Origin of the sequence: Burkholderia sp. MSMB1588 (assembly GCF_001546925.1) — a bacterium.
GTDB classification, from domain to species: domain Bacteria; phylum Pseudomonadota; class Gammaproteobacteria; order Burkholderiales; family Burkholderiaceae; genus Burkholderia; species Burkholderia humptydooensis.
In genome coordinates this window covers 2,651,957-2,672,209 of record NZ_CM003770.1, presented here as the reverse complement: position 1 = coordinate 2,672,209, position 20,253 = coordinate 2,651,957, and the positions used below count along the sequence as shown (strand labels likewise).

The window sequence follows — 20,253 nt, the reverse complement described above, 5'->3', positions numbered from 1 at the left end:
CGGCCTGCGTTGCCGGCGCGCCCGCGCCGATCGCCGAATCCGCCGAGTCCGGCAGGCGTTCGCGCCTTGCGTCGTCACGCAGCCGCGCTTCGCGCCTTCTGCTCGCGAGCCGGCGCATCGAGCGTGGGCAGCGTGATCACGAAGCGCGCGCCGCCGAGCGGTGAGTCGTCGAGCCGCACGTCACCGCCGTGCGCGAGCGCGACGCGCCGCACGATCGTGAGGCCCAGGCCGAAGCCACCCGTTAGCCGGTCGCGGCTCGAATCGAGCCGGTGGAACGGTTCGAACAAGCGGTCGCGGTCGGCTGCCGGAATGCCGGGGCCGTCGTCGTCGACAGTCAGCACGAGCGCGCCCGCTTCGCCGAGCGCCGCCCGCAGCGAGATCGTCGACGACGCGTAGCGCATGCCGTTGCGAATCAGGTTCAGCAGCGCGCGCGCGACGAGCTTCGCATCGCACACGTGGCACGCGGGCGCGCCGCGCGCCGCCACGTCGAGCGTGAGCCGGCGATCGGCGATGTCGTGCGCGACGCTCGCTGCGACGCTGTCGATCAGCTCCGCGACCATCACCTGCATCAGCGCGAGATGCCGCTCGCCCTGTTCGAGCCGGCCGATCGTCAGCAGCTCGGTGACGAGCTCGTCGAGCTCGCGCACGTCGCGGCGAAGCGCCTCCTGCCGCTCGCGCATGCGCTCGGTCGCATCCGGCGACGTGAGCAGCGCGAGGCCGAACTCGAGACGCGCGAGCGGCGTCTTCAGCTCGTGCGAGATCCCATGCATCATCTCGCGCTGCTGCTGGATCGACGCCTCGATCCGTTTCGCCATGTCGTTGAACTGCTGCGACAGCTCATAGATGTTCGACTTGCGCGACAGCTCGGCGCGCGTCGACAGCCGGCCGTTGCCGAACGCGCGCGCGGCCGCCTCGAGCTTGCGCAGGTCGCGCCAGTGGTAGTGGATCCACAGCGCGACGGCGAGCAGCGTCGCGAGCGCGACGGTCAGGTACGCGTAGATCTGGATGTCGAGGCTGGGCGGCTCGTCCGGGCGCGCGTGCAGCACGGTGCCGTCGACGAGCGGCATGAAATAGTCCTTGCCGTCGTAGCTGATCGCGATCTCGCCGCGGTCGAGATCGCGCCGCTGCTCGGCGCTCAGCAGCTTGCGCGCGTCGTCGATCGACATGAAGCCGAAGCCCTCGTTGCCGTGCTTCGCGAGCTCGCGCAGCGCGCCTTGGCGCGACTCGCCCGGATGGCGCTCGAGATAATCGTTCAGCACGAACGCATAGGTGCCGAGCGTCTCGCGCGCGGCGCTCGACATCCGGTCGTAGAAGAAGCGCGTGAACGACGTGTTGATGAAAAGGATCGCCGCCGCTGCGCAGACGACCACGACGAGATACAGCCTGACGAGCGAGCGCAGCATTCAGTCGTCCCATGCGGACGGGCTGAACAGATAGCCGCGCCCCCAGATCGTCTTGATCTTGTGCGGCTCGGACGATGCGTCCTCGAACCGGCGCCGCAGCTTCGAGATGCCCGAGTCGACCGAGCGGTCGAGGCCGTCGAACTCGATGCCGCGCAATTGCTTGAGGATGTCGTCGCGGCTCAGCACGGTGCCTGCCGAGCGCGCGAGGATCAGCAGCAGGTTGAACTCGGCCGTCTTCAGGTCGACGGGCTCGCCGCGCCACGTGACCGTGCGGTTCGGCGGCGAGATCGCAAGCTCGCCGAACACGAGCGTCTCGCTCGCGGGCGATTCGACGCTCGCGCCCGGCTGCGCGCGGCGCAGCAACGCGCGGGCGCGCGCGACGAGCACGCGCGGCTCGATCGGCTTCGTCACGTAGTCGTCGGCGCCCGTCTCGAGGCCGGCCACCTGATCGTAGACGTCCGAGCGCGCGGTCAGGATCAGCACCGGTACGTTCGAGAACCCGCGGATGCGGCGGCACACTTCCATGCCGTCGAGATGCGGCAGCATCAGGTCGAGTATCACGAGCGCGGGCTGATGCTCGCGCACGGCCCCGACGGCGAGGTCGCCGCGCCGTACCACCGTCACCGAGAATTCGTAGCTGTCGAGATACTCGCGGATCAATTGCGCGAGGCGATCGTCGTCTTCGATCAGCAGCACCCGGTATTTGAGCGGCACTTCGTTCATGGTTTCCTCGGCAAGGGGCTGCGCGCGCGAAGCGCGGGCAGGGCACGCGCATTCTAGCCGCGCGCGCCGGCCGCCGGGGACGGCCACAACAATCGCCGACAATCGGACACAAATCCGCACATATTCCCGAAACATTCGGGACAGATTCGCCGGGCGCCCGAACCTAGACTGCGGACTCCCTGGCTCTTTCCCGGCACCGCGCGGCCATCCCTTCACTCCCTCCGGTACTGCGTGCCGTTCGCGGGCTTCATGTCCGTCGCGGCCGCGGTGAGTCATGACGACGGCTGCGCGGACGAGAGCCGCTTCGACCGGCCGGGCCCGGATTATATGAAGGGCATGGGCAGCGCGCCGGGCTCGGCGATGTTTCTGATTCTGAAGAAGGAGGTGCCCATCGTGCTGATCTGGAAAACCGCGCTTTCGCTCACCTGGCGGGCGGGCCTCGTGTCGCCCGCGAGCGCGCCCGCCGCGGCCGCGCACGTCGACCGGATCGTGCTTACCGGGGCGACCGGCTTCATCGGCGGCGCGGTGCTCGTGTCGCTCGTCAACGCCGGGCTGCTCGATCGCGTCGTGTGCGTCGTGCGCGCGTGCGACCGCGCGCACGCGCTCGCGCGGCTGCGCGCGGCGGCGCTCAAGAGCGGGCTCGCGCCTTACTGGGCCGAGCGGCTGACCGAGGCGAACGTGATCGCGGGCGAGCTCGACGGCGCGCTCGCCGATGCGGACGCGGCGCGCATCGCGCTCGCATCGCACGTGATCCATTGCGCGGGCGTCGCGTCGCTCGCCGATGCGAGCGTCGTCAACGAGACGAACGTCGACGCGACGCTGCACTTCGCGCGCCGCTTCGCGGGCAGCCGGCGGCTGCAGCGCTTCGTGCATGTCGGCGCGGCGTTCGCCTGCGGGATCAGGGCCCGCGGCACGATCCACGAGGACGATACGCCGGCGCGCGGCCGCGAGATCGATGTCGGGCCGTATACGCGCGGCAAGCGCGACGCGGAAGCGCAACTGCGCGCGCTCGGCCTGCCGCTCGTCGTCGTGCGGCCGTCGTGCGTCGTCGGGCACACGCTGCTCGGCACGCAGCCGTCGGCGAGCACGTTCTGGATGTTCCGGATCGTTCACGCGGCGCGCCGCTTCACCGCGCGGCCGATGGCGCGCATCGACGTGATCGCGGTGGACGACTGCGCGCGCGCGCTGATGCTGCTCGCGCTCAAGCCGTCGCTCGCGCACGATACGTACCACGTGTCGGCGGGCGACGAAGCGCCGACCGTCACACAGATCGTGCGCGCGATGGACGAGGCGGTGGGCCTCGACGACGAGCCGCGCTACGCGCTCTGCTCGTCCGCCGAGTTTCCTTCGATCGCGCGCGACGTGCTCGGCCGCCGCGACGCCGCGCGCGAGCGCGTGATCCGGCGCGCGTTGCAGTCTTACGCCGCGTTCGCCGAGCTCGACCATGTGTTCGACAACGCGCGCGTGCGCCGCGAGATCGATTTCGAGCCGCTGCCGTTCGTCGATTACGTGAACGAATGCATGCGCACGTCGCGCGGCGTCGACGTGCTTGCGCAGATGCCGCGGACGGCTGCCGGCGCAAGCCTGTCATGAGCGCGAACAGACCCTGGACTTGCGCGCGGCGGCCGCGCGTCACGAGCCGCCGACTTCGATCAGCTTGTCGAGCGCCGCGTACACCTCGCGGAGCGCATCCGCGCCGAAGCGCTGCTCGAGGAGCCGATACTGCTCGTCGATGCGCGGGCCGATCTGCGTGACGAGCTGACGACTCTGCGGCGTCAGGCTGACGATCAGCCTGCGCTGATCCTCCTGCGCGCGCGTGCGGCGAATCAGGCCGTCGCGCTCCATTCTCTCCAGCACGCCCGTGAGGCTCGGGCTCAGGATGCAGCAGCGCTTCGCGATCTGCCCGGCTTCGAGCTCATGAGACGGTTCGCCGTCCAGCACGCGAATGATCCGCCATTGCTGCTCCGTCAGCGCAAATTCCTTCAGGATCGGCCGGAACCGGCCCATCAACGTTTCGCGGGCCTCGAGCAGCAGCATGGCCAGATTGCGGTGATCGAACTTACGATTCATGAGGGTCCTGGAAGGGCAGTTGATCCATCAATCTTAGCAGGGCGAAAATCGTCGGTGACCGCCTTATCAGGGTTATCAGGGTTATCGCGGTTGTTCTTTTCGCATGCTGTAGTTAATATGTTAAGCAATTGACCCGGCCGCGCGACGCGGCGGAGGATGAATCGCATGGAGCTGTCTCTCGTCGAACGCGGCGCGCGCGTCGCGACGGTGCCGATCGGCGCCGTCTACGGCGCGCTGCTCAACGATCGCGGCGCGCTCGCGGCGCTTGGCGACGCGGTGCACGCGCCGCCGTACAACCAGCCGCCGCGGGCGCCCGTGCTGTACGTGAAGCCCGCGAACACGCACGCGGGCGACGGCGCGGCCGTCGTCGTGCCGGCGGGCGTCGACGCGCTCGAAATCGGCGCGTCGGTCGGCGTCGTGTTCGCGCGCCGCACGACGCGCGTGCCGGCCGAGCAGGCGCTCGACTTCGTTGAAGGTTTTACGCTTGCAAGCGACGTGTCGATTCCGCATCCCGATTATTACCGCCCGGCGGTGCGCTTCAAGTGCCGCGACGGCTTTTGCCCGCTCGGGCCGGCGATCGTTGCACGCGCAAGCATCCGCGACGCGGACGCGCTCGTGGTGACGGTGCGCGTGGACGGCGAGCGGCGCTACGAGGCGAGCACCGCGAACCTGATCCGCCCGGTCGCGCGGCTGATCGCCGACGTATCGGCGTTCATGTCGTTCGACGCGGGCGACGTGCTGCTCGTCGGCGTCGGCCCGAACGCGCCGCGCGCGGCGGCGGGCAGCGCGATCGAGATCGACGCGCCGGGCATCGGCACGCTGCGTCACACGTTGATCGCGGAGGGGGCGCGATGAAGACCGCGCGCATCGTATTCAACGGCGCGCTGCACGCGGCCGAGCCGGCGGGCGAAGGGCGCGTGCGGCTCGATACCGGGCGCGTGCTCGCCGAGACGGACGTCTCGTGGCTGCCGCCCATCGTGCCGCGCACGACGTTCGCGCTCGGCCTGAACTATGCCGATCACGCGAAGGAGCTTGCGTTCAGCGCGCCCGCCGAGCCGCTCATCTTCCTGAAAGGGCCGAACACGTTCGTCGGCCACCGCGCGCAAACTGTGCGGCCCGCCGACGCCACGCACATGCATTACGAGTGCGAGCTCGCGGTCGTGATCGGCCGCGAGGCGCGGCGCGTCGCGCGCGCGCAGGCGCTCGACCATGTGCTCGGCTACACGATCGGCAACGATTACGCGGTTCGCGACTATCTGGAGAACTTTTACCGGCCGAACCTGCGCGTGAAGAATCGCGACACGTGCACGCCGCTCGGCCCGTGGCTCGTGAGCCGCGACGAGATCGGCGACGCGTCGGATCTCGCGCTGCGCACGACGGTCAACGGCGTCGAGACGCAGCGCGGCAACACGCGCGACATGATCTTCGACGTCGCGTCGCTGATCGAATACATCAGCGGATTCATGACGCTCTCGCCCGGCGACCTGATCCTGACCGGCACGCCCGAGGGGCTCGCCGACACGAAGCCGGGCGACGAGGTCGTGACCGAGATCGAGGGGATCGGCCGGCTCGTCAACACGATCGTCGGCGAAGCGGATTACTATCGCGCCGGCTGACGCCGCCGCACAAGGAGAGACGCATGGGCATCAAGCACTGGATCGGCGGCCGCGAAGTCGACAGCCGGGAAACGTTCACGACGTTCAATCCGGCGACGGGCGAGCCGATCGCCGAGGTCGCGTCGGGCGGCGCGCAGGAAATCGACGCGGCGGTGCGCGCCGCGAAGGACGCGTTTCCGAAATGGGCGGGCACGCCGGCGAAGGAGCGCGCGAAGCTGATGCGCAAGCTCGGCGAGCTGATCGAGCGCAACGTGCCCGCGCTCGCCGCGCTCGAAACGCAGGACACCGGCCTGCCGATCTCGCAGACGAGGAAGCAGTTGATCCCGCGCGCGTCGGAGAATTTCCACTTCTTCGCCGAAGTGTGCACGCGGATGAACGGCCGCAGCTATCCGGTCGACGACCAGATGCTGAACTACACGCTGTACCAGCCGGTCGGCGTGTGCGCGCTCGTGTCGCCGTGGAACGTGCCGTTCATGACCGCGACGTGGAAGACCGCGCCGTGTCTCGCGCTCGGCAACACCGCGGTGCTGAAGATGTCGGAGCTCTCGCCGCTCACGGCCGACCAGCTCGGCCGCCTCGCGCTCGAGGCGGGCATTCCGGCCGGCGTGCTGAACGTCGTGCAGGGCTACGGCGCGACGGCGGGCGACGCGCTCGTGCGGCATCCGGACGTGCGCGCGGTGTCGTTTACGGGCGGCACGGTGACGGGCAAGCGGATCATGGAGCGTGCGGGCCTGAAGAAATATTCGATGGAGCTGGGCGGCAAGTCGCCCGTGCTGATCTTCGACGACGCCGATTTCGACCGCGCGCTCGACGCGTCGCTCTTCACGATCTTCTCGATCAACGGCGAGCGCTGCACGGCGGGCTCGCGGATCTTCGTGCAGCGGACGATCTACGACAGGTTCGTCGCCGAGTTCGCGCGCCGCGCGAACAACCTGATCGTGGGCGACCCGGCCGACGAGAACACGCAGGTGGGCTCGATGATCACGCGCGCGCACTGGGAGAAGGTGACGGGCTACGTCCGGCTCGGCGTCGAAGAGGGCGCGCGGCTCGTCGCGGGCGGCGCGGACAAGCCGGCGAACCTGCCCGCGCATCTGGCGAACGGCAACTTCGTGCGGCCGACCGTGTTCGCCGACGTCGACAACCGGATGCGCATCGCGCAGGAAGAGATCTTCGGGCCGGTTGCGTGCCTGATTCCGTTCGACGGCGAGGAGGACGGGCTGCGCGCGGCGAACGACACGTCGTACGGCCTCGCGTCGTATTTGTGGACGCGGGACGTCGGCCGCGCGCACCGGCTCGCGCGCGGAATCGAGGCGGGCATGGTGTTCGTCAACAGCCAGAACGTGCGCGACCTGCGCCAGCCGTTCGGCGGCGTGAAGGAATCGGGCACCGGCCGCGAGGGCGGCGAATACAGCTTCGAGGTGTTCGCCGAGATCAAGAACGTGTGCATCTCGATGGGCAGCCATCACATTCCCCGTTGGGGCGTGTGACGCCCGCCGACAACGAACGATACGCCGCGCGCCGGGGCCGTCGGCCGGCCGCGCGGCAGGAGACTCACGATGGGAAAGCTGTCACTTGCCGCGAAGGTCACGCACGTGCCGTCGATGTATCTGTCCGAGCTGCCGGGCCGGCATCACGGCTGCCGCGCGGAGGCGATCCGCGGCCATCAGGCGATCGGCGAGCGCTGCCGCGCGCTCGGCGTCGACACGATCGTCGTCGCCGACACGCACTGGCTCGTCAACGCCGGCTATCACGTGAACTGCAACGGGCATTTCGCGGGCGTCTACACGAGCAACGAGCTGCCGCACTTCATCCGCGACATGCGCTACGAATATCCGGGCAATCCGGCGCTCGGCCATCTGATCGCGGCGAGCGCGAACGCGCGCGGGATCGGCACGCGCGCGCACGAGATCGACAGCCTCGAGCTCGAGTACGGCACGCTCGTGCCGATGCGCTACATGAACGCCGATCGGCACTTCAAGGTCGTGTCGATCGCCGGCTGGTGCGTGTGGCACTCGCTCGACGAAAGCCGCCGCTTCGGCGAAGCGCTCAGGCACGCGATCGAGGCGAGCGATTCGAACGTCGCGTTCCTCGCGAGCGGCTCGCTGTCGCACCGCTTCAACGACAACGGCAGCCCGGAGGAGGCGATCCACATGATCAGCCGCGAGTTCTACAGGCAGGTCGATCTGCGCGTGGTCGAGCTGTGGAAGCAGGGCGATTTCGCGACGTTCTGCAAGATGCTGCCCGAGTACAGCACGCATTGCCACGGCGAGGGCGGCATGCACGACACCGCGATGCTGCTCGGCCTGCTCGGCTGGGACAGCTACGACGAGCCGGTCGAGATCGTGACCGACTACTTCGCGAGCTCGGGCACCGGGCAGATCAACGCGATCTTTCCGCTGCCGTGAGCGGCGCGCCGTTCGCTTCGCGCGCCGAACGCCATCCTGAAGAAAACGGAGAACCGACATGCCTCACATCATCGTCGAATACACCGCGAACATTCGCGACGACGCACGGATTCCCGTGCTGCTCAAGACGATCAACGAGACGCTGATCGCGCAGGGCGGCGTGTTTCCGACGGGCGGCATCCGCTCGCGCGCGATCGAGCTGCAGGATTACTGCGTCGCGGACGGCACCGCCGACGACGCATTCGTGCACGTGACGCTGAAGATCGGCTCGGGCCGCGACGATGCGACGAAACAGGCCGCGTGCGACGCGCTGTTCGACGCGATCAAGGCGCATTTCGCGGCGCTCTACGCGCAGCGCTATCTCGCGCTGTCGATGGAGCTCGCCGAGTTCAGCGAGACGGGCTCGTACAAGCACAACAACATCCACGCGCGCTACCGGCGCGGCGCGTGACCCCATCCCGACAACAGTGACAATGCTAGATTCCTCCACCATCCAGTTGCTCGCCCGCCGGCTGCACGCCGCGGAGCGCGAGCGCAAGCAGATCCGCCAGATCTCGCTCGACTACCCGGAGATCACGATCGACGACGCGTACGCGATCCAGCGCACGTGGGTCGACATGAAGCTCGCCGAGGGACGCGTGCTGAAAGGGCACAAGATCGGCCTCACGTCGAAGGCGATGCAGTCTTCGTCGCAGATCGACGAGCCGGACTTTGGCGCGCTGCTCGACGACATGTTCTTCGAGGACGGCGCGACGATTCCGGCGCGCCGCTTCATCGTGCCGCGCGTCGAGGTCGAGCTCGCGTTCGTGCTCGGCAAGCCGCTGAAAGGGCCGCACTGCTCGGTGTTCGACGTGTACGACGCGGTCGACTACGTGGTGCCCGCGCTCGAGATCATCGATGCGCGCAGCCAGTCGATCGATCCGGACACGAAGCGCCCGCGCAAGGTGTTCGACACGATCGCCGACAACGCGGCGAACGCGGGCGTCGTGCTCGGCGGGCGGCCCGTGCGGCCGATGGACGTCGACCTGCGCTGGGTCGCGGCGATCATGTCGCGCAACGGCGTCGTCGAGGAGACGGGCGTCGCGGCGGGCGTGCTGAACCATCCGGCGAACGGCGTCGCGTGGCTCGCGAACCGGCTCGCGCGCTTCGACGTGTCGCTCGACGCGGGCGAGATCATCCTCGGCGGCTCGTTCACGCGGCCGTGCGCGGCACAGAGCGGCGACACGTTCAACGTCGATTACGGCCCGCTCGGCGCGATCCATTGCCACTTCGAATGACGGACGACGATGCGCATTCCTGAGAACACGTTCAAGGCCGCGCTTGCGCGCGGGCAGGCGCAGATCGGGCTGTGGCTCGGGCTGGCGAACGCCTATGCGGCGGAGGTCGTTGCGGGCGCGGGCTTCGACTGGCTGCTGATCGACGGCGAGCATGCGCCGAACACGGTGCCGACGATCCTCGCGCAATTGCAGGCGATCGCCGCGTATCCGTCGCATCCCGTCGTGCGCGTGCCGTGGAACGACGCGGTCATCGTCAAGCAGGTGCTCGATCTCGGCGCGCAGACGCTGCTCGTGCCGATGGTGCAGAACGCCGACGAGGCGCGCGCGGCGGTGGCGGCGACGCGCTATCCGCCGCATGGCGTGCGCGGCGTCGGCAGCGCGCTCGCGCGCGCGTCGCGCTGGAATCGCGTCGACGATTACCTGCGGCGCGCGAACGAGCGGATCGCGGTGCTCGTGCAGGTCGAGACGCGCGCGGGGCTCGACGCGATCGATGCGATCGCGCGCGTCGACGGCGTCGACGGCGTGTTCATCGGGCCCGCCGATCTCGCGGCCGATCTCGGGCGTCTGGGCGACCCCGCGCATCCGGACGTGCAGGCGGCGATCGGCCGCGCGATCGCCGCGATCGTCGCAGCGGGCAAGGCGGCGGGCATTCTCAGCGCGGACGAGCGCGCGGCGCGGCGCTATCTCGAAGCCGGCGCGACGTTCGTCGCGGTCGGCGTCGACACGACGCTGCTCGCGCGCGGCGCCGAGCGGCTCGCCGCGCAATTCAGGCCGGCGGCCGGCGGCGAACGGGCGGGCGTGATCGAGGGCGATGTGACGTATTGAGCGAAGCCGACATCGCGCCCAAACGAATTCCGCTTGGGCGAGGCCGCCGGCGATTGTCACCGTTCGGGCGACGGGCGCATCCCGCGCTTTTCGACAACCGTCGCGAAGCGATCGCGGCGCATGAGTGAGCGGCGCATCGCGCCGTTCGATCAGAACCGCTGCTGCATCCCGAGGGTCACGCCGACCTGCGTATCCGCATACCCGAGCGTATCGCGCGACACGCCGACGTTCTGCCCATGCTTCGCGATCGCGAAGCCGCCCGCCGCGTACAGCACCGTGCGCTTCGACAGCGCGTATTGCGCGCGCAGCGACACGAGCGTCGGATCGGCGTCGGCGCCGCCCTTGATGTTCTGGTGATAGACCGCGCCCGTGAGCGAGAACGCCGGCGTGAAGTTGTACGCGCCGCCGATCCAGTACATGTCGCTCAACTGCGTCGCCGCCGCCGTGTGATACGTGCGGCGGTAGTTGCGGTAGCCCGCCATCGTCTTCAGGTTGCCGAAGTCGTAGCTGACGCCCGCGTGAATGCCCTGCACGTAGTTGACGGGGTCCGCGGGCGTCACGCTGTCGGCCGCGCCGTTCTGGCGGTCGAACGTGACGACCGCGGCGAACGGGCCGCTCTCGTAGCCGAGCGCGAAGTCGTACTTCGAGCTCGTCTTCACGCTGCCCGGCACGTTGCCGAAGCCGAACATCGCGCCGAAGCGCAAGCCGCCGTGCGCGCCGTCGTAGCGCACCGCGTTCGACGAGCGCGTGAAGAGGCCGTCCTTGCGGCCGCCCGTGGCCGTCGACGACGTCGCCCACGAATAATTCTGCGCGTAGCCCATCGGGTCGAACGGCAGCATGTAGTCGTACGTGACCGTGAAGTTGCGCCCGAGCGTCAGCTCGCCCCACTTGCCCTTGAGGCCCACCGTCGCGCGCCGCGCGAAGATCGAGTCGGGGCCGTCGTCGAACGCGCCGTTCGCGAGATCGATCCCGCTTTCGAGCCGGAACACCGCCTTCAGGCCGCCGCCGAGATCCTCGACGCCGCGCAGGCCCCAGCGCGACGTGTTCTTGTTGCCCGACTTCATCCGGAACGCGCCGCCGCCGTCGGGCGCCGCGTGGTTCACGTATTCGATGCCCGCGTCCATGATCCCGTAGAGCGTGATGCTCGATTGCGCGAGCGCGTGGCCGGCCGAGAGGCTCCCGCACGCGGCGAGGCCGGCTGAGATCGCAGTCGTGCCGGCGATGCGGCGATGCTTTTTCATTTTCGGTGTCTCCGATTGAGTGGTGGTTGTTTTAGGGGGCGCGCACGTTCGCCGTCGGGCGGCGTGCGCGGCCTCGGTCAGCCCGCTTTCGCGAACGCCCAGCAATCGTTCGCCGGGAACTCGAGCCAGTGCCGGCCCGCCGCGCGCGGCACCGTGCCGAACGCGCGCAGCCGCAGCGCGCCGCAATGGAACAGGTACTCCCAGCGATCGCCGAGATACATCGACGCCACGAGCTCGGCGGGCAGCCGGTTCTCGCCGGGGCCGTCCGCAACCTGCACGCGCTCGACGCGAATCACCGCGTGCGCGTCCTCGCCGTGCCGCAGCGCGCCGCGTGCGCGCGCCGCGAGCCGCCAGCCGTCGCCCGCGAGCGTCACGCGCTCGCCGTCGACGGCGTCGACGCGTGCGTCGAGCCGGTTATTGCTGCCCATGAACTCGGCCGTGTAGAGCGTGCGCGGCGCGCCGTACAGCTCGGCGGGCGCGCCTTCCTGCTCGATGCGGCCGTCGCGCAGCAGCAGGATGCGGTCCGACATCGCCATCGCCTCGGCCTGATCGTGCGTCACGCAGAGAGCGGACAAGCCGAGCGACACGATCAGCTCGCGCAGCCACGCGCGCGCTTCCTCGCGCAGCTTCGCGTCGAGGTTCGACAGCGGCTCGTCGAGCAGGATCACGGGCGGGTTGTAGACGAGCGCGCGCGCGATCGCGACGCGCTGCTGCTGGCCGCCCGACAGTTGGTGCGGATAGCGCCCGGCGAGGTGGCCGAGGCCGAGCTGGTCGAGCGCGGTCTGCACGCGGCGCTTGATCTCGCCCGATGCGACGCGGCGCAGCCTGAGCCCGTAGCCGACGTTCTCGGCGACCGTGCGGTGCGGCCACAGCGCGTATGACTGGAACACGAGGCCGAGCGAGCGCGCCTCGACGGGCAGGTCGATGCGGTTCGCGCCGTCGAAGAAGGTGCGCTCGTCGAGCCGGATGCGGCCGGCCGACGGCGTCTCGAGCCCCGCGACCGCGCGCAGCAGCGTCGTCTTGCCGCTGCCCGACGCGCCGAGCAGGCACACGACCTCGCCCGCGTTCAATTCGAACGACACGCCCTTGAGGATCGGGTTCGCGCCGTAGCTCAGATGCAGATCGTCGACGATGAGCTTATCCATGCAGTTTCACTCCGAAGCGCAACGCGACGGCGAGTCCCGCGCCGACCATTGCGATGTTGATGACGGACAGCGCGGCGACCTGGTCGACCGCCCCCGTTGCCCACAGCGACACGAGCAGCGCGCCGATCACCTCGGTGCCGGGCGACAGCAGGTAGACGGCCGTCGAGTACTCGCGCTCGAAGATCATGAAGATCAGGAGCCAGGCGGCCAGGAGGCCAAAGCGCACGAGCGGCAGCGTCACGTCGAGCGACACGCGCGCGCGCGTCGCGCCGACGCTGCGGCCCGCTTCCTCGAGCTCGGGGCCCACCTGCAGCAGCGCGCTCTGGATCACGCGCATTCCGTACGCGAGCCACACGACCGTGTACGCGATCCAGATGCTCCACATCGAGCTCTTCAGCTCGCGCAGGCCCGGCACGAACAGGAAGATCCACAGGAACGCGAGGCCGGCGAGCAGGCCCGGCACCGCGCGCGGCAGCAGCACGATGTAGTCGAGCATGCGCGCGACCCAGTCGTGGCGGCGGTGGCCCGCGAACGCGACGAGCGAATAGAAGCCGATCGCGAGCGCGCCGCCGATCACGCCGATGCCGAGCGTGTTGACGATCGCGCGCACGAGGTTGTCCTGCTCGAACAGCTCGACGAAGTTCGCGACGGTCAGCACCTCGGCGAGCGGCACGCCTTCGCCCCAGTTCGTGACGAACGCGCGCAGCACGATGCCGGAGATCGGCACGATCACGGTGAGCGCGAGCCACGCGGCGACGATCGCGAGCGCGACCCAGCGCCATGCGCGCAGCGGCAGCACGGTCGCGCGGCCCGCCTTGCCCTTGACGGTCACGTAGCGGTTCGCGGATTTCAGCAGGTGGCGCTGCAAGAGCACGAGCGGGAACGTGATCGCGATGATGCACACGGCGACGGCCGCCATCAGGTGATACGACGGCACGCCGAGCTTGTTGGTCAGCTTGTACAGGTACGTCGCGAGCACGAGGTGGCCTTCGGGGTCGCCGAGCACGAGCGGCAGCCCGAACACCTCGAAGCCGAGGAAGAACACGAGCACGCCGGAGAAGAGCAGCGCGGGCAGCGTCATCGGCAGGCTCACGTCGAGCGCGACGCGAAACGGCCGCGCGCCCGCGACGCGCGCCGCTTCCTCGACGTCCGAGCCGAGGTTGCGCAGCGCGGCCGACGCGTACAGGTACACGTGCGGCACGTGCGTGAGGCCCACGATGACCGTGATCGCGAAGATCGAGTAGACGTTCCACGGCACGGATTCGACGCCGAACAGCGCCTTGAACCACACCGAGTAGAAGCCCACCGGGCCCGCCGCGACGACGTAGCCGAACGCGAGCACCATCGGCGACACGAACACCGGCGTGAGCACGAGCGGCTCCAGCCAGCGGCGGCCGGGCAGATCGGTGCGCACCATCAGGAACGCGAGGACGCCGCCGAGCGGAATCGAGATGAACAGCATCCCGCCCGCGATGACGAACGAGTTCTTCACGGCGGACCAGAAGTCGGGATCGCCGAAGATGAAGCGAAAGCCCTCGACGCAGAGCGTTCTGTTCGCGTCGAAGAACGGCGCGGACAACAGGCTCTGGAACACGATGAACGCGATCGGCAGCGCGACGGCGATCGTCAGGACGGCGACGACGATCCAGCGCAGCATGCCCGCGAGCGGCCAGAGTCCGCCCGCCGACGGCGCGCCCTGTGCGCCGCCGACGAGCGCGCCGGGCATGGGCGCGCAGGGGCGGCCGGTGCGGGTTGTAAGCATGAGTTCACCCTTGCGGCCCGCAGGCCGCGTCAACGAGAAGGAAAACGAAGGGAAGGGGCGCGCGCGGCGGCCGCCGCGCGCGCCGTCACGCGCGCGGGCTCAGCGCTTGAGCGCCTGCTGCCACTGCTTGAGGAACGCGAGGCGCTTCGACTGGTCGAGATAGACGAGCAGGCCCGAGCCGATCTGGATCGGCCTGAGCGCGTCGCCCAACTCCTTCGCGAGACTCGTCATCGACGTCTCGCCCGACACGTCCGCGCGGATCGAGTACAGGTTCGCCTGGTTCGCGATCAGCGTCTGGCCGCGCTTCGAAAGCAGATAGTCGACCCACAGCTTCGCCGCGTTCGGATGCTGCGCCTGCCTGGAGATCGTCACGAGGCGGCTCACGACGAGCGTGTAGTCCTTCGGCAGCACGTAGCCGATCGATTTGTCCTTCTTCGCCTTCGCGTACGCATACGAGCCGATGATGTTGTAGCCGACGAGGTTCTCGCCCGACGAGATCCGCTCCATCATCGCGCCCGTGCTCGACTGCAGCTTCGGGCCCGCCGCGCCGATCGCGCGCACGAGCTCCCACGTGACCTTTTCGTTCACGTGCGCGTCCTGCGTCAGATAGTTGAAGCCGACGCCCGATTTCTCGATGTCGTAGGTCGTCACCTTGCCCTTGAACTTCTCGGGCTGCGACTGCAGCAGCCTGATCAGGTCGGCGCGCGTCTTCGGCACGTCGTGCTCGGGAATCAGCCGCTTGTTGTAGACGATCGCGAGCGGCTCGTAGGTCGTGCCGTAAGCCAGCTTCTGGTACTGCGCCCATTGCGGCACGTGCGGCGTCTCGGGCGAATCGTATGCGGCCATCAGCCCGTCGTTGACCAGCTTCACCTGGAGGTCCATCGCCGAGTTCCACAGCACGTCGGCGCTCGCGCTTTTCGCGGCGCTTTCACTGACGTAACGGTTGTAAAGCTCGGTGCTGTTCATGTCGTTGTATTCGACCTTCACGCCGTACAGGCTTTCGAAATCCTTGATGAGCGGGCGCACGAGCGCGGTGTCGGTCGTCGAGTAGACGACGAGCTTGCCTTCCTGCTTCGCCGCGTCGATCACGTGTTGGTAATTACCCGGATAGCCGGCCGGGACCTGTGCGCAGACAGTGCTTGCGGCGACGAAAAGAACGGCGGCGATGCCGGCTGGTGCGTGATGCATGTCTTCCTCCAGTTGCGTCTTTGTTCGGTTCGAGTGACGCGGATGGTAAGCGGTGCGCACTTTCAGCGTGCTTTCATTTTTCGTCACAATCGCTTTCTTTCGATTATGGATTTCCCGAGGTTTTGCTTAATGCGCGTGCTGCTCGTCGAAGACAACCCGATCCTCGCGCAGTCGCTCGCCGACGCGCTTTCCTCCGCGCGCTTCGCGGTCGACCACATGGCGGACGGCGAGGCCGCCGACCACGTGCTGCACACGCAGGACTACGCGCTCGTGATTCTCGATCTGGGGCTGCCGAAGCTCGACGGCCTCGAAGTGCTGCGGCGGCTGCGCGCGCGGCGCAACCCGGTGCCCGTGCTGATCCTCACCGCGCACGGCTCGGTGGAGGACCGCGTGCGCGGGCTCGATCTCGGCGCGGACGACTATCTCGCGAAGCCGTTCGAGCTGACCGAGCTCGAGGCGCGCGCCCGCGCGCTGATCCGGCGCAGCCTCGGGCACGAGCACGCGCGCGTCGAATGCGGGCCGCTCGCGTTCGACAGCGTCGACCGGAGCTTTCGTCTGAACAATGACGCGCTCGCGCTGACGCCGCGCGAGCGCTCGGTGCTCGAGGTGCTGATCCTGCGCAACGGCCGCGCGATCAACAAGGAGACGCTGTCGGAGAAGATCTTCGGGCTCGACGAATCGGTGAACGCCGACGCGATCGAGATCTACGTGCACCGGCTGCGCAAGAAGCTCGAGGGCAGCGGCGTCGCGATCGTCACGCTGCGCGGGCTCGGCTATCTGCTCGAGGCGCAGCCGTCGTGACGCGGCTCAATCTGCGCGCGCAGGTCGCGCTATGGCTGCTGCTGCCGTTCCTCGGGCTGCTCGCGCTCGATTCGTGGCTCACGTACCAGCGCGCGATGAACGCCGCGCACGTCGCGTTCGATCGCACGCTCGCGTCGTCGCTGAAGTCGATCCGCGAGGGCGTGCGGCTCGTCGGCAGCGAAGTGGAGGTCGATCTGCCGTATCTCGCGCTCGAGATGTTCGAGTCGAACGACGGCGGCAAGATCTACTACCTGATCCGCGGCGACGACGGCCGCGCGATCACCGGCTACCGCGATCTGCCGATGCCGGGCGCGGCGGCGGGCGCGCCGCTCTACGCGACGGCGTTCTACGACGCCGTCTATCGCGGCGAGCAGTTGCGGATGGCCGCGCTGCGGCTGCCCGTGCACGACGTGCCGAGCGCGCAGACGCGCGTCGTCTGGGTGATGGTCGGCGAGACGATCGAGGCGCGGCAGGCGCTCGCGCGCGAGATCCTCGTCGGCTCGCTGCTGCAGGAGGGCCTGCTCGTCGTGCTCGCGCTCGGCATCGTGTGGCTCGGCGTCGGGCGCGGGCTGCGGCCGCTGAACCGGCTGTCGGCGAAGGTCGCCGCGCGCGCGGAGGACGACCCGACGCCGCTCGAGACGCTCGGGCTGCCGAGCGAGGTCGCGCCGCTCGTCGAATCGATCAACCAGTACGTCGCGCGCACGCAGCGCATGCAGGTCGCGCGGCGGCGCTTCTTCGCCGACGCCGCGCACCAGTTGAAGACGCCGCTCGCGGCCGCGCAGGCGGGCGTCGAGCTCGCGCTGCGGCCCGCCGAGCGCGAGCGCGTGAACGTGCATCTGCGGCGCGTGAACGGCGCGGTGCGGCAGGCGGCGAAGATCGTCCAGCAGTTGCTGTCGCTGTCGCGGCTCGAATCGGATGTCGCGCCGGCGATCGAGCGCAAGCCGGTCGCGCTCGCGAAGCTCGCGCGCAGCGTGACGCTCGACTGGTCGGGCGTCGCCCGCGCGCGCGGCATCGATCTCGGCTTCGAAGCGCACGCGGGCGTCGACGTGATGGGGCGCGCGGATCTGCTCGGCGAGCTCGTCGGCAATCTGATCGACAACGCGATCCGCTACGCGGGCGACGGCGCGGTGATCACGGTGCGGGTCGCGCGCGACGGCGCGCTCGCGCGGCTCGAAGTGATCGACAACGGGCCGGGGATCGCACCCGACGAGCGCGACGCGGTGTTCGAGCGCTTCTACCGGAGCCACGCGACGCTCGCGGTCGAGGGGACGGGGCTCGGGCTGTCGATCGTGCGCGAGATCGCGCGCGTGCACCGGGGGGCGGTCGAGCTGGACGAGGCGGACACCGCGGGCGAGCGCAACGAGGGCGGCGCGGGCCGCAGGAGCGGCGAGGCGGACGAGGGGCGGGCGACCGAGCATTCGGCGCGCGGCCGCGGGCTCGTCGTGCGCGTCACGCTGCCGGCTCTCGCGGCGTGAACGCCCGGCGGCCGACAGTCGCGCACCGGCTGGCGCGAGCGCAACGGCGGCGGTGCGTGCCGCCGCATGTCTCACGCATGCGCGCGACGTGCGCGGATCGATCGCAGGTCAATCGCCGAATGCGATCTCCGCGTCGACCGATTGCCCGACTTCCAGAAACGCGCCTTCGCCGTTCACGACGATTGCGTTCTTGCCGAACGTCAGCGCGCCGCCGAACTGCGCGCTGCCGCGATAGACGCTCATCGTGTCGGTCGGCTCGTTCGGCCACGCGGGGTCCGGCGCGCCCGTGCGCTGGTCGATCGTCGGCACCGGGCAGCGCGTGCACAGCTTCACGAGGCTCAGGCGCACGCCGCCGCCGTCCGTCTGCACGTCGAGGTAGTCGACGTAGTCTTCCTCGTATGCGTCGAGGCCCGCCAGCACGACGTTCGGGCGGAAGCGGTTGATCGGCACCGCGCTCGCGCCCTTGCGGCGCAGCCGCGCGTTCAGGTCGTCGAGCGACGACTGGCCGACGACGAGGATCGGAAAGCCGTCCGCGAACTGCGCGTACGACGTGAACGCGCCCGTCCACTTCGCGCCGACCACGCGCCGCGCATCGGGCGCGAAGCGCGCGAGCCGCGCGGGCGCGCCGAGGAAATCGCTGAACCAGCGCGCCGCGTGCGCGCCGGTGTCGAGGGCGCTCACGGTGTCGCGCCAGATGGTTGCCGCGAGCGGCTCGGCGCCCGCGAGCGCCGACGCCGCGAGCGGCGTGCGCAGCTCGGGCATCCCCGGCGCGGTGACGACGAGCTCGCGCTCGCCGATCGCCGTGCGCACGAGCGCGAGCCGCGGATGCGTGCGCTGCGTGATCATCGCGCCCGCCGGATCGGTGACCATCCAGTTGCGGTCGTATTCGAGGCCCGTGACGAGCAACTGTGCGCGAATGGTCGCAATGCCCGCACAGGACTTGATCGGATAGACGAAAAGTTCGCTGATGACTGGCATGGCGCGCTCGGGCCGGGGGGGCCGGTACGGATTGGAAAAATGGCGGCGGAACCGTGATTCTGCCAGATTGCCCGTGTCCGCAACCGCTGGCGTCCGAGCGCGTCCACTTCGCGCCGAGCGGATCGCGGCCATTGCGCATCCGATGGCGGCGCAATCCGTCACGCGCCGCGCGCGAGCGGGAAGCCGCGATCGAACGTCGGCCGCACGTCGAGCGGGCGCTTCAGCAGCCCGGCCTTCAGGTAGAAGTCCGCGGTGCGCTGCTGCTCGGCGACGATCGTTCCGTCGATCGGCAGCCATTGCGTGCGCCGCCGCTCGAACTGCAGGCGCGCGGCGGCGGGCGGAATGCCGATGATCCGCGCGAGCGTCGCCGAATAGGTGTCGACGTGCCGGTACGACCACGCTTGCGCACGCGCGGCCCGCTGCAGGAAGTCGCGCAGCACGTCGCGCTTCGCGGCGATCGCGGCGTCGGTCGCCGCGAGGTAGCTGAGGCCCGACCACAGGCCGCGCCCGTCGACGAGCACGCGCGCGCGGCCGCTCGTTTGCGCGAGCGCGGTGTACGGCTCCCAGGTCGCCCATGCGTCGACCGAGCCGCTCGCGAGCGCGAGCATCGTGTCGGCGGGCGGCAGGAAGCGGAATTCGACGTCGGCGGGTGCGAGGCCCGCCGAGTCGAGCGCCTTCAGCGTGACGAAATGGCCGATCGAGCCGCGCGTCGTGCCGATGCGCTTGCCCTTCAGATCGGCCGCGCCGCGTAGCGGCGCGTCGGGCGCGACGACGATCGCGGTGCCGTACGGGTCCGAGCGGTTCGCGCCGATCACCTTGACGCGCGCGCCGGAGGCGAGCGCGAAGATCACCGGGGCGTCGCCGATCGGGCCGCAATCGACGGCGCCGGCGTTCAGCGCTTCGGCGAGCGGCGCGGCGGCGGGGAACTCGGTCCATTGGATGTCGTAGGGTATGCCCGTGAGCGCGTCCGCCGCTTCGAGCAGCGCGCGCACGCCGCCTTTCTGGTCGCCGGCTTTCAGCAGCGGGCGGGCGCCCGCCTGCGCGCGGGCGGCGAGCGGCGCGGCGAGCGCGGTTGCGGCGGCGTGCGCGAGGAAGCGTCGGCGGGTGGGGTTGGGTGTCGAGGTCATCGGCGTGTCGGGGGTGTGGGCCGTGCGTGGCGGCGGAGCGGGCGGCGGACGGGCGATGCCGATCGCGCCGGGCGAGTTGCGCATGACGTTCGGCGCGATCGCGGCGCTCGGGGCGCCGGCGTGCTGCGCGGCGCGATGTGCGCGATCGATTGCGATTCGGGTGGCGGCAGATTGGTCCGGAATGCGCCGCTGCGGCGATGTCTTTCGTGTTCTCGGT

Annotated in this window: 19 protein-coding genes; 10 read left to right on the top strand and 9 right to left on the bottom strand. The window is 69.6% G+C overall.

Translation table 11 applies throughout. The annotated features are described in order from the left end of the window. Positions 1-74: 74 nt before the first annotated feature. Entirely contained in the window at positions 75-1,403 is a 1,329-nt protein-coding gene (locus WS92_RS11075; RefSeq protein ID WP_059930280.1) for an ATP-binding protein, read from the bottom strand. Continuing rightward, positions 1,404-2,126, bottom strand: a complete 723-nt coding sequence (gene bprR, locus WS92_RS11070) for a two-component system response regulator BprR (protein ID WP_015603072.1) — start codon at positions 2,124-2,126, stop codon at positions 1,404-1,406. A 393-nt stretch (positions 2,127-2,519) separates the two neighbouring features. On the opposite strand from bprR, the gene WS92_RS11065 reads away from it, so the two are divergent. Continuing rightward, positions 2,520-3,719, top strand: coding sequence for an SDR family oxidoreductase (locus WS92_RS11065; protein WP_059930349.1), 1,200 nt, complete (start codon positions 2,520-2,522; stop codon positions 3,717-3,719). A 39-nt stretch (positions 3,720-3,758) separates the two neighbouring features. Here the strand turns inward: WS92_RS11065 and hpaR are convergent, their stop codons facing one another. Further along, the gene (hpaR, locus tag WS92_RS11060) at positions 3,759-4,196 is read right to left on the bottom strand and encodes a homoprotocatechuate degradation operon regulator HpaR (RefSeq protein ID WP_009914602.1); all 438 of its coding nucleotides are present in this window, start codon (positions 4,194-4,196) and stop codon (positions 3,759-3,761) included. 165 nt (positions 4,197-4,361) lie between these two features. Here hpaR and WS92_RS11055 point away from each other — a divergent pair, with 165 nt between their 5' ends. The 7 genes from WS92_RS11055 (at position 4,362) to hpaI (ending at position 10,319) form a co-directional block, all read left to right on the top strand. Continuing rightward, a complete protein-coding gene (locus WS92_RS11055; protein WP_041862055.1) occupies positions 4,362-5,051 on the top strand; it encodes a fumarylacetoacetate hydrolase family protein in 690 nt (229 codons plus the stop codon). Then, positions 5,048-5,812, top strand: coding sequence for a fumarylacetoacetate hydrolase family protein (locus WS92_RS11050; RefSeq protein WP_059930278.1), 765 nt, complete (start codon positions 5,048-5,050; stop codon positions 5,810-5,812). Before WS92_RS11055 ends, WS92_RS11050 begins: the two co-directional genes overlap by 4 nt. 23 nt (positions 5,813-5,835) lie before the next feature. Further along, on the top strand, positions 5,836-7,299 hold the full coding sequence (gene hpaE, locus WS92_RS11045) for a 5-carboxymethyl-2-hydroxymuconate semialdehyde dehydrogenase (protein WP_006027650.1): 1,464 nt from the start codon (positions 5,836-5,838) through the stop codon (positions 7,297-7,299). A gap of 69 nt (positions 7,300-7,368) precedes the next feature. After that, the gene (gene hpaD / locus WS92_RS11040; RefSeq protein WP_059930276.1) at positions 7,369-8,217 is read left to right on the top strand and encodes a 3,4-dihydroxyphenylacetate 2,3-dioxygenase; all 849 of its coding nucleotides are present in this window, start codon (positions 7,369-7,371) and stop codon (positions 8,215-8,217) included. Positions 8,218-8,275: 58 nt separating this feature from the next. Next, positions 8,276-8,668 carry a 5-carboxymethyl-2-hydroxymuconate Delta-isomerase gene (locus WS92_RS11035; RefSeq protein WP_006027648.1) on the top strand — a complete coding sequence of 131 codons (393 nt, stop codon included), beginning with the start codon at positions 8,276-8,278 and terminating at the stop codon, positions 8,666-8,668. A gap of 22 nt (positions 8,669-8,690) precedes the next feature. Then, the gene (gene hpaH, locus WS92_RS11030) at positions 8,691-9,494 is read left to right on the top strand and encodes a 2-oxo-hept-4-ene-1,7-dioate hydratase (protein WP_006027647.1); all 804 of its coding nucleotides are present in this window, start codon (positions 8,691-8,693) and stop codon (positions 9,492-9,494) included. A 9-nt stretch (positions 9,495-9,503) separates the two neighbouring features. Continuing rightward, positions 9,504-10,319, top strand: a complete 816-nt coding sequence (hpaI, locus tag WS92_RS11025; protein ID WP_015602902.1) for a 4-hydroxy-2-oxoheptanedioate aldolase — start codon at positions 9,504-9,506, stop codon at positions 10,317-10,319. Positions 10,320-10,468: 149 nt separating this feature from the next. On the opposite strand, the gene WS92_RS11020 is transcribed toward hpaI, so the two are convergent. The 4 genes from WS92_RS11020 to WS92_RS11005 all read right to left on the bottom strand — a co-directional run bounded on the left by WS92_RS11020 (position 10,469) and on the right by WS92_RS11005 (position 15,655). Next, entirely contained in the window at positions 10,469-11,560 is a 1,092-nt protein-coding gene (locus tag WS92_RS11020) for a porin (protein WP_059930274.1), read from the bottom strand. Positions 11,561-11,637: 77 nt separating this feature from the next. Continuing rightward, positions 11,638-12,705, bottom strand: coding sequence for an ABC transporter ATP-binding protein (locus tag WS92_RS11015; protein WP_059930272.1), 1,068 nt, complete (start codon positions 12,703-12,705; stop codon positions 11,638-11,640). After that, positions 12,698-14,467, bottom strand: a complete 1,770-nt coding sequence (locus tag WS92_RS11010; RefSeq protein WP_059930347.1) for an ABC transporter permease — start codon at positions 14,465-14,467, stop codon at positions 12,698-12,700. The genes WS92_RS11015 and WS92_RS11010 overlap by 8 nt, the downstream gene beginning before the upstream one ends. A gap of 99 nt (positions 14,468-14,566) precedes the next feature. Next, a complete protein-coding gene (locus WS92_RS11005; RefSeq protein WP_009914609.1) occupies positions 14,567-15,655 on the bottom strand; it encodes an ABC transporter substrate-binding protein in 1,089 nt (362 codons plus the stop codon). 129 nt (positions 15,656-15,784) lie between these two features. Between WS92_RS11005 and WS92_RS11000 the strand changes: the two genes are divergently transcribed. Together WS92_RS11000 and WS92_RS10995 are read left to right on the top strand one after the other, a co-directional pair. After that, the gene (locus WS92_RS11000) at positions 15,785-16,456 is read left to right on the top strand and encodes a response regulator (RefSeq protein ID WP_015603424.1); all 672 of its coding nucleotides are present in this window, start codon (positions 15,785-15,787) and stop codon (positions 16,454-16,456) included. Then, positions 16,453-17,931 (top strand): sensor histidine kinase, encoded by a 1,479-nt coding sequence (locus WS92_RS10995; RefSeq protein ID WP_059930270.1) that lies wholly within the window; start codon positions 16,453-16,455, stop codon positions 17,929-17,931. Before WS92_RS11000 ends, WS92_RS10995 begins: the two co-directional genes overlap by 4 nt. Positions 17,932-18,039: 108 nt before the next feature. Here WS92_RS10995 and WS92_RS10990 read toward each other — a convergent pair whose 3' ends face one another. Continuing rightward, positions 18,040-18,909 carry an MOSC domain-containing protein gene (locus WS92_RS10990; RefSeq protein WP_006027639.1) on the bottom strand — a complete coding sequence of 290 codons (870 nt, stop codon included), beginning with the start codon at positions 18,907-18,909 and terminating at the stop codon, positions 18,040-18,042. Between the two features lie 158 nt (positions 18,910-19,067). Next, entirely contained in the window at positions 19,068-20,036 is a 969-nt protein-coding gene (locus WS92_RS10985; protein ID WP_015603383.1) for an ABC transporter substrate-binding protein, read from the bottom strand. Positions 20,037-20,253: the final 217 nt, after the last annotated feature.

Excerpts from the sequence above, each read along its gene's own strand:
- WS92_RS11075 (WP_059930280.1), bottom strand. The coding sequence starts at position 1,403 with ATGCTGCGCTCGCTCGTCAGGCTGTATCTCGTCGTGGTCGTCTGCGCA.
- bprR (WP_015603072.1), bottom strand. The coding sequence starts at position 2,126 with ATGAACGAAGTGCCGCTCAAATACCGGGTGCTGCTGATCGAAGACGAC.
- hpaR (WP_009914602.1), bottom strand. The coding sequence starts at position 4,196 with ATGAATCGTAAGTTCGATCACCGCAATCTGGCCATGCTGCTGCTCGAG.
- WS92_RS11055 (WP_041862055.1), top strand. The coding sequence starts at position 4,362 with ATGGAGCTGTCTCTCGTCGAACGCGGCGCGCGCGTCGCGACGGTGCCG.
- WS92_RS11050 (WP_059930278.1), top strand. The coding sequence starts at position 5,048 with ATGAAGACCGCGCGCATCGTATTCAACGGCGCGCTGCACGCGGCCGAG.
- hpaE (WP_006027650.1), top strand. The coding sequence starts at position 5,836 with ATGGGCATCAAGCACTGGATCGGCGGCCGCGAAGTCGACAGCCGGGAA.
- hpaD (WP_059930276.1), top strand. The coding sequence starts at position 7,369 with ATGGGAAAGCTGTCACTTGCCGCGAAGGTCACGCACGTGCCGTCGATG.
- WS92_RS11035 (WP_006027648.1), top strand. The coding sequence starts at position 8,276 with ATGCCTCACATCATCGTCGAATACACCGCGAACATTCGCGACGACGCA.
- hpaH (WP_006027647.1), top strand. The coding sequence starts at position 8,691 with ATGCTAGATTCCTCCACCATCCAGTTGCTCGCCCGCCGGCTGCACGCC.
- hpaI (WP_015602902.1), top strand. The coding sequence starts at position 9,504 with ATGCGCATTCCTGAGAACACGTTCAAGGCCGCGCTTGCGCGCGGGCAG.
- WS92_RS11020 (WP_059930274.1), bottom strand. The coding sequence starts at position 11,560 with ATGAAAAAGCATCGCCGCATCGCCGGCACGACTGCGATCTCAGCCGGC.
- WS92_RS11015 (WP_059930272.1), bottom strand. The coding sequence starts at position 12,705 with ATGGATAAGCTCATCGTCGACGATCTGCATCTGAGCTACGGCGCGAAC.
- WS92_RS11010 (WP_059930347.1), bottom strand. The coding sequence starts at position 14,467 with ATGCTTACAACCCGCACCGGCCGCCCCTGCGCGCCCATGCCCGGCGCG.
- WS92_RS11005 (WP_009914609.1), bottom strand. The coding sequence starts at position 15,655 with ATGCATCACGCACCAGCCGGCATCGCCGCCGTTCTTTTCGTCGCCGCA.
- WS92_RS11000 (WP_015603424.1), top strand. The coding sequence starts at position 15,785 with ATGCGCGTGCTGCTCGTCGAAGACAACCCGATCCTCGCGCAGTCGCTC.
- WS92_RS10990 (WP_006027639.1), bottom strand. The coding sequence starts at position 18,909 with ATGCCAGTCATCAGCGAACTTTTCGTCTATCCGATCAAGTCCTGTGCG.
- WS92_RS10985 (WP_015603383.1), bottom strand. The coding sequence starts at position 20,036 with ATGACCTCGACACCCAACCCCACCCGCCGACGCTTCCTCGCGCACGCC.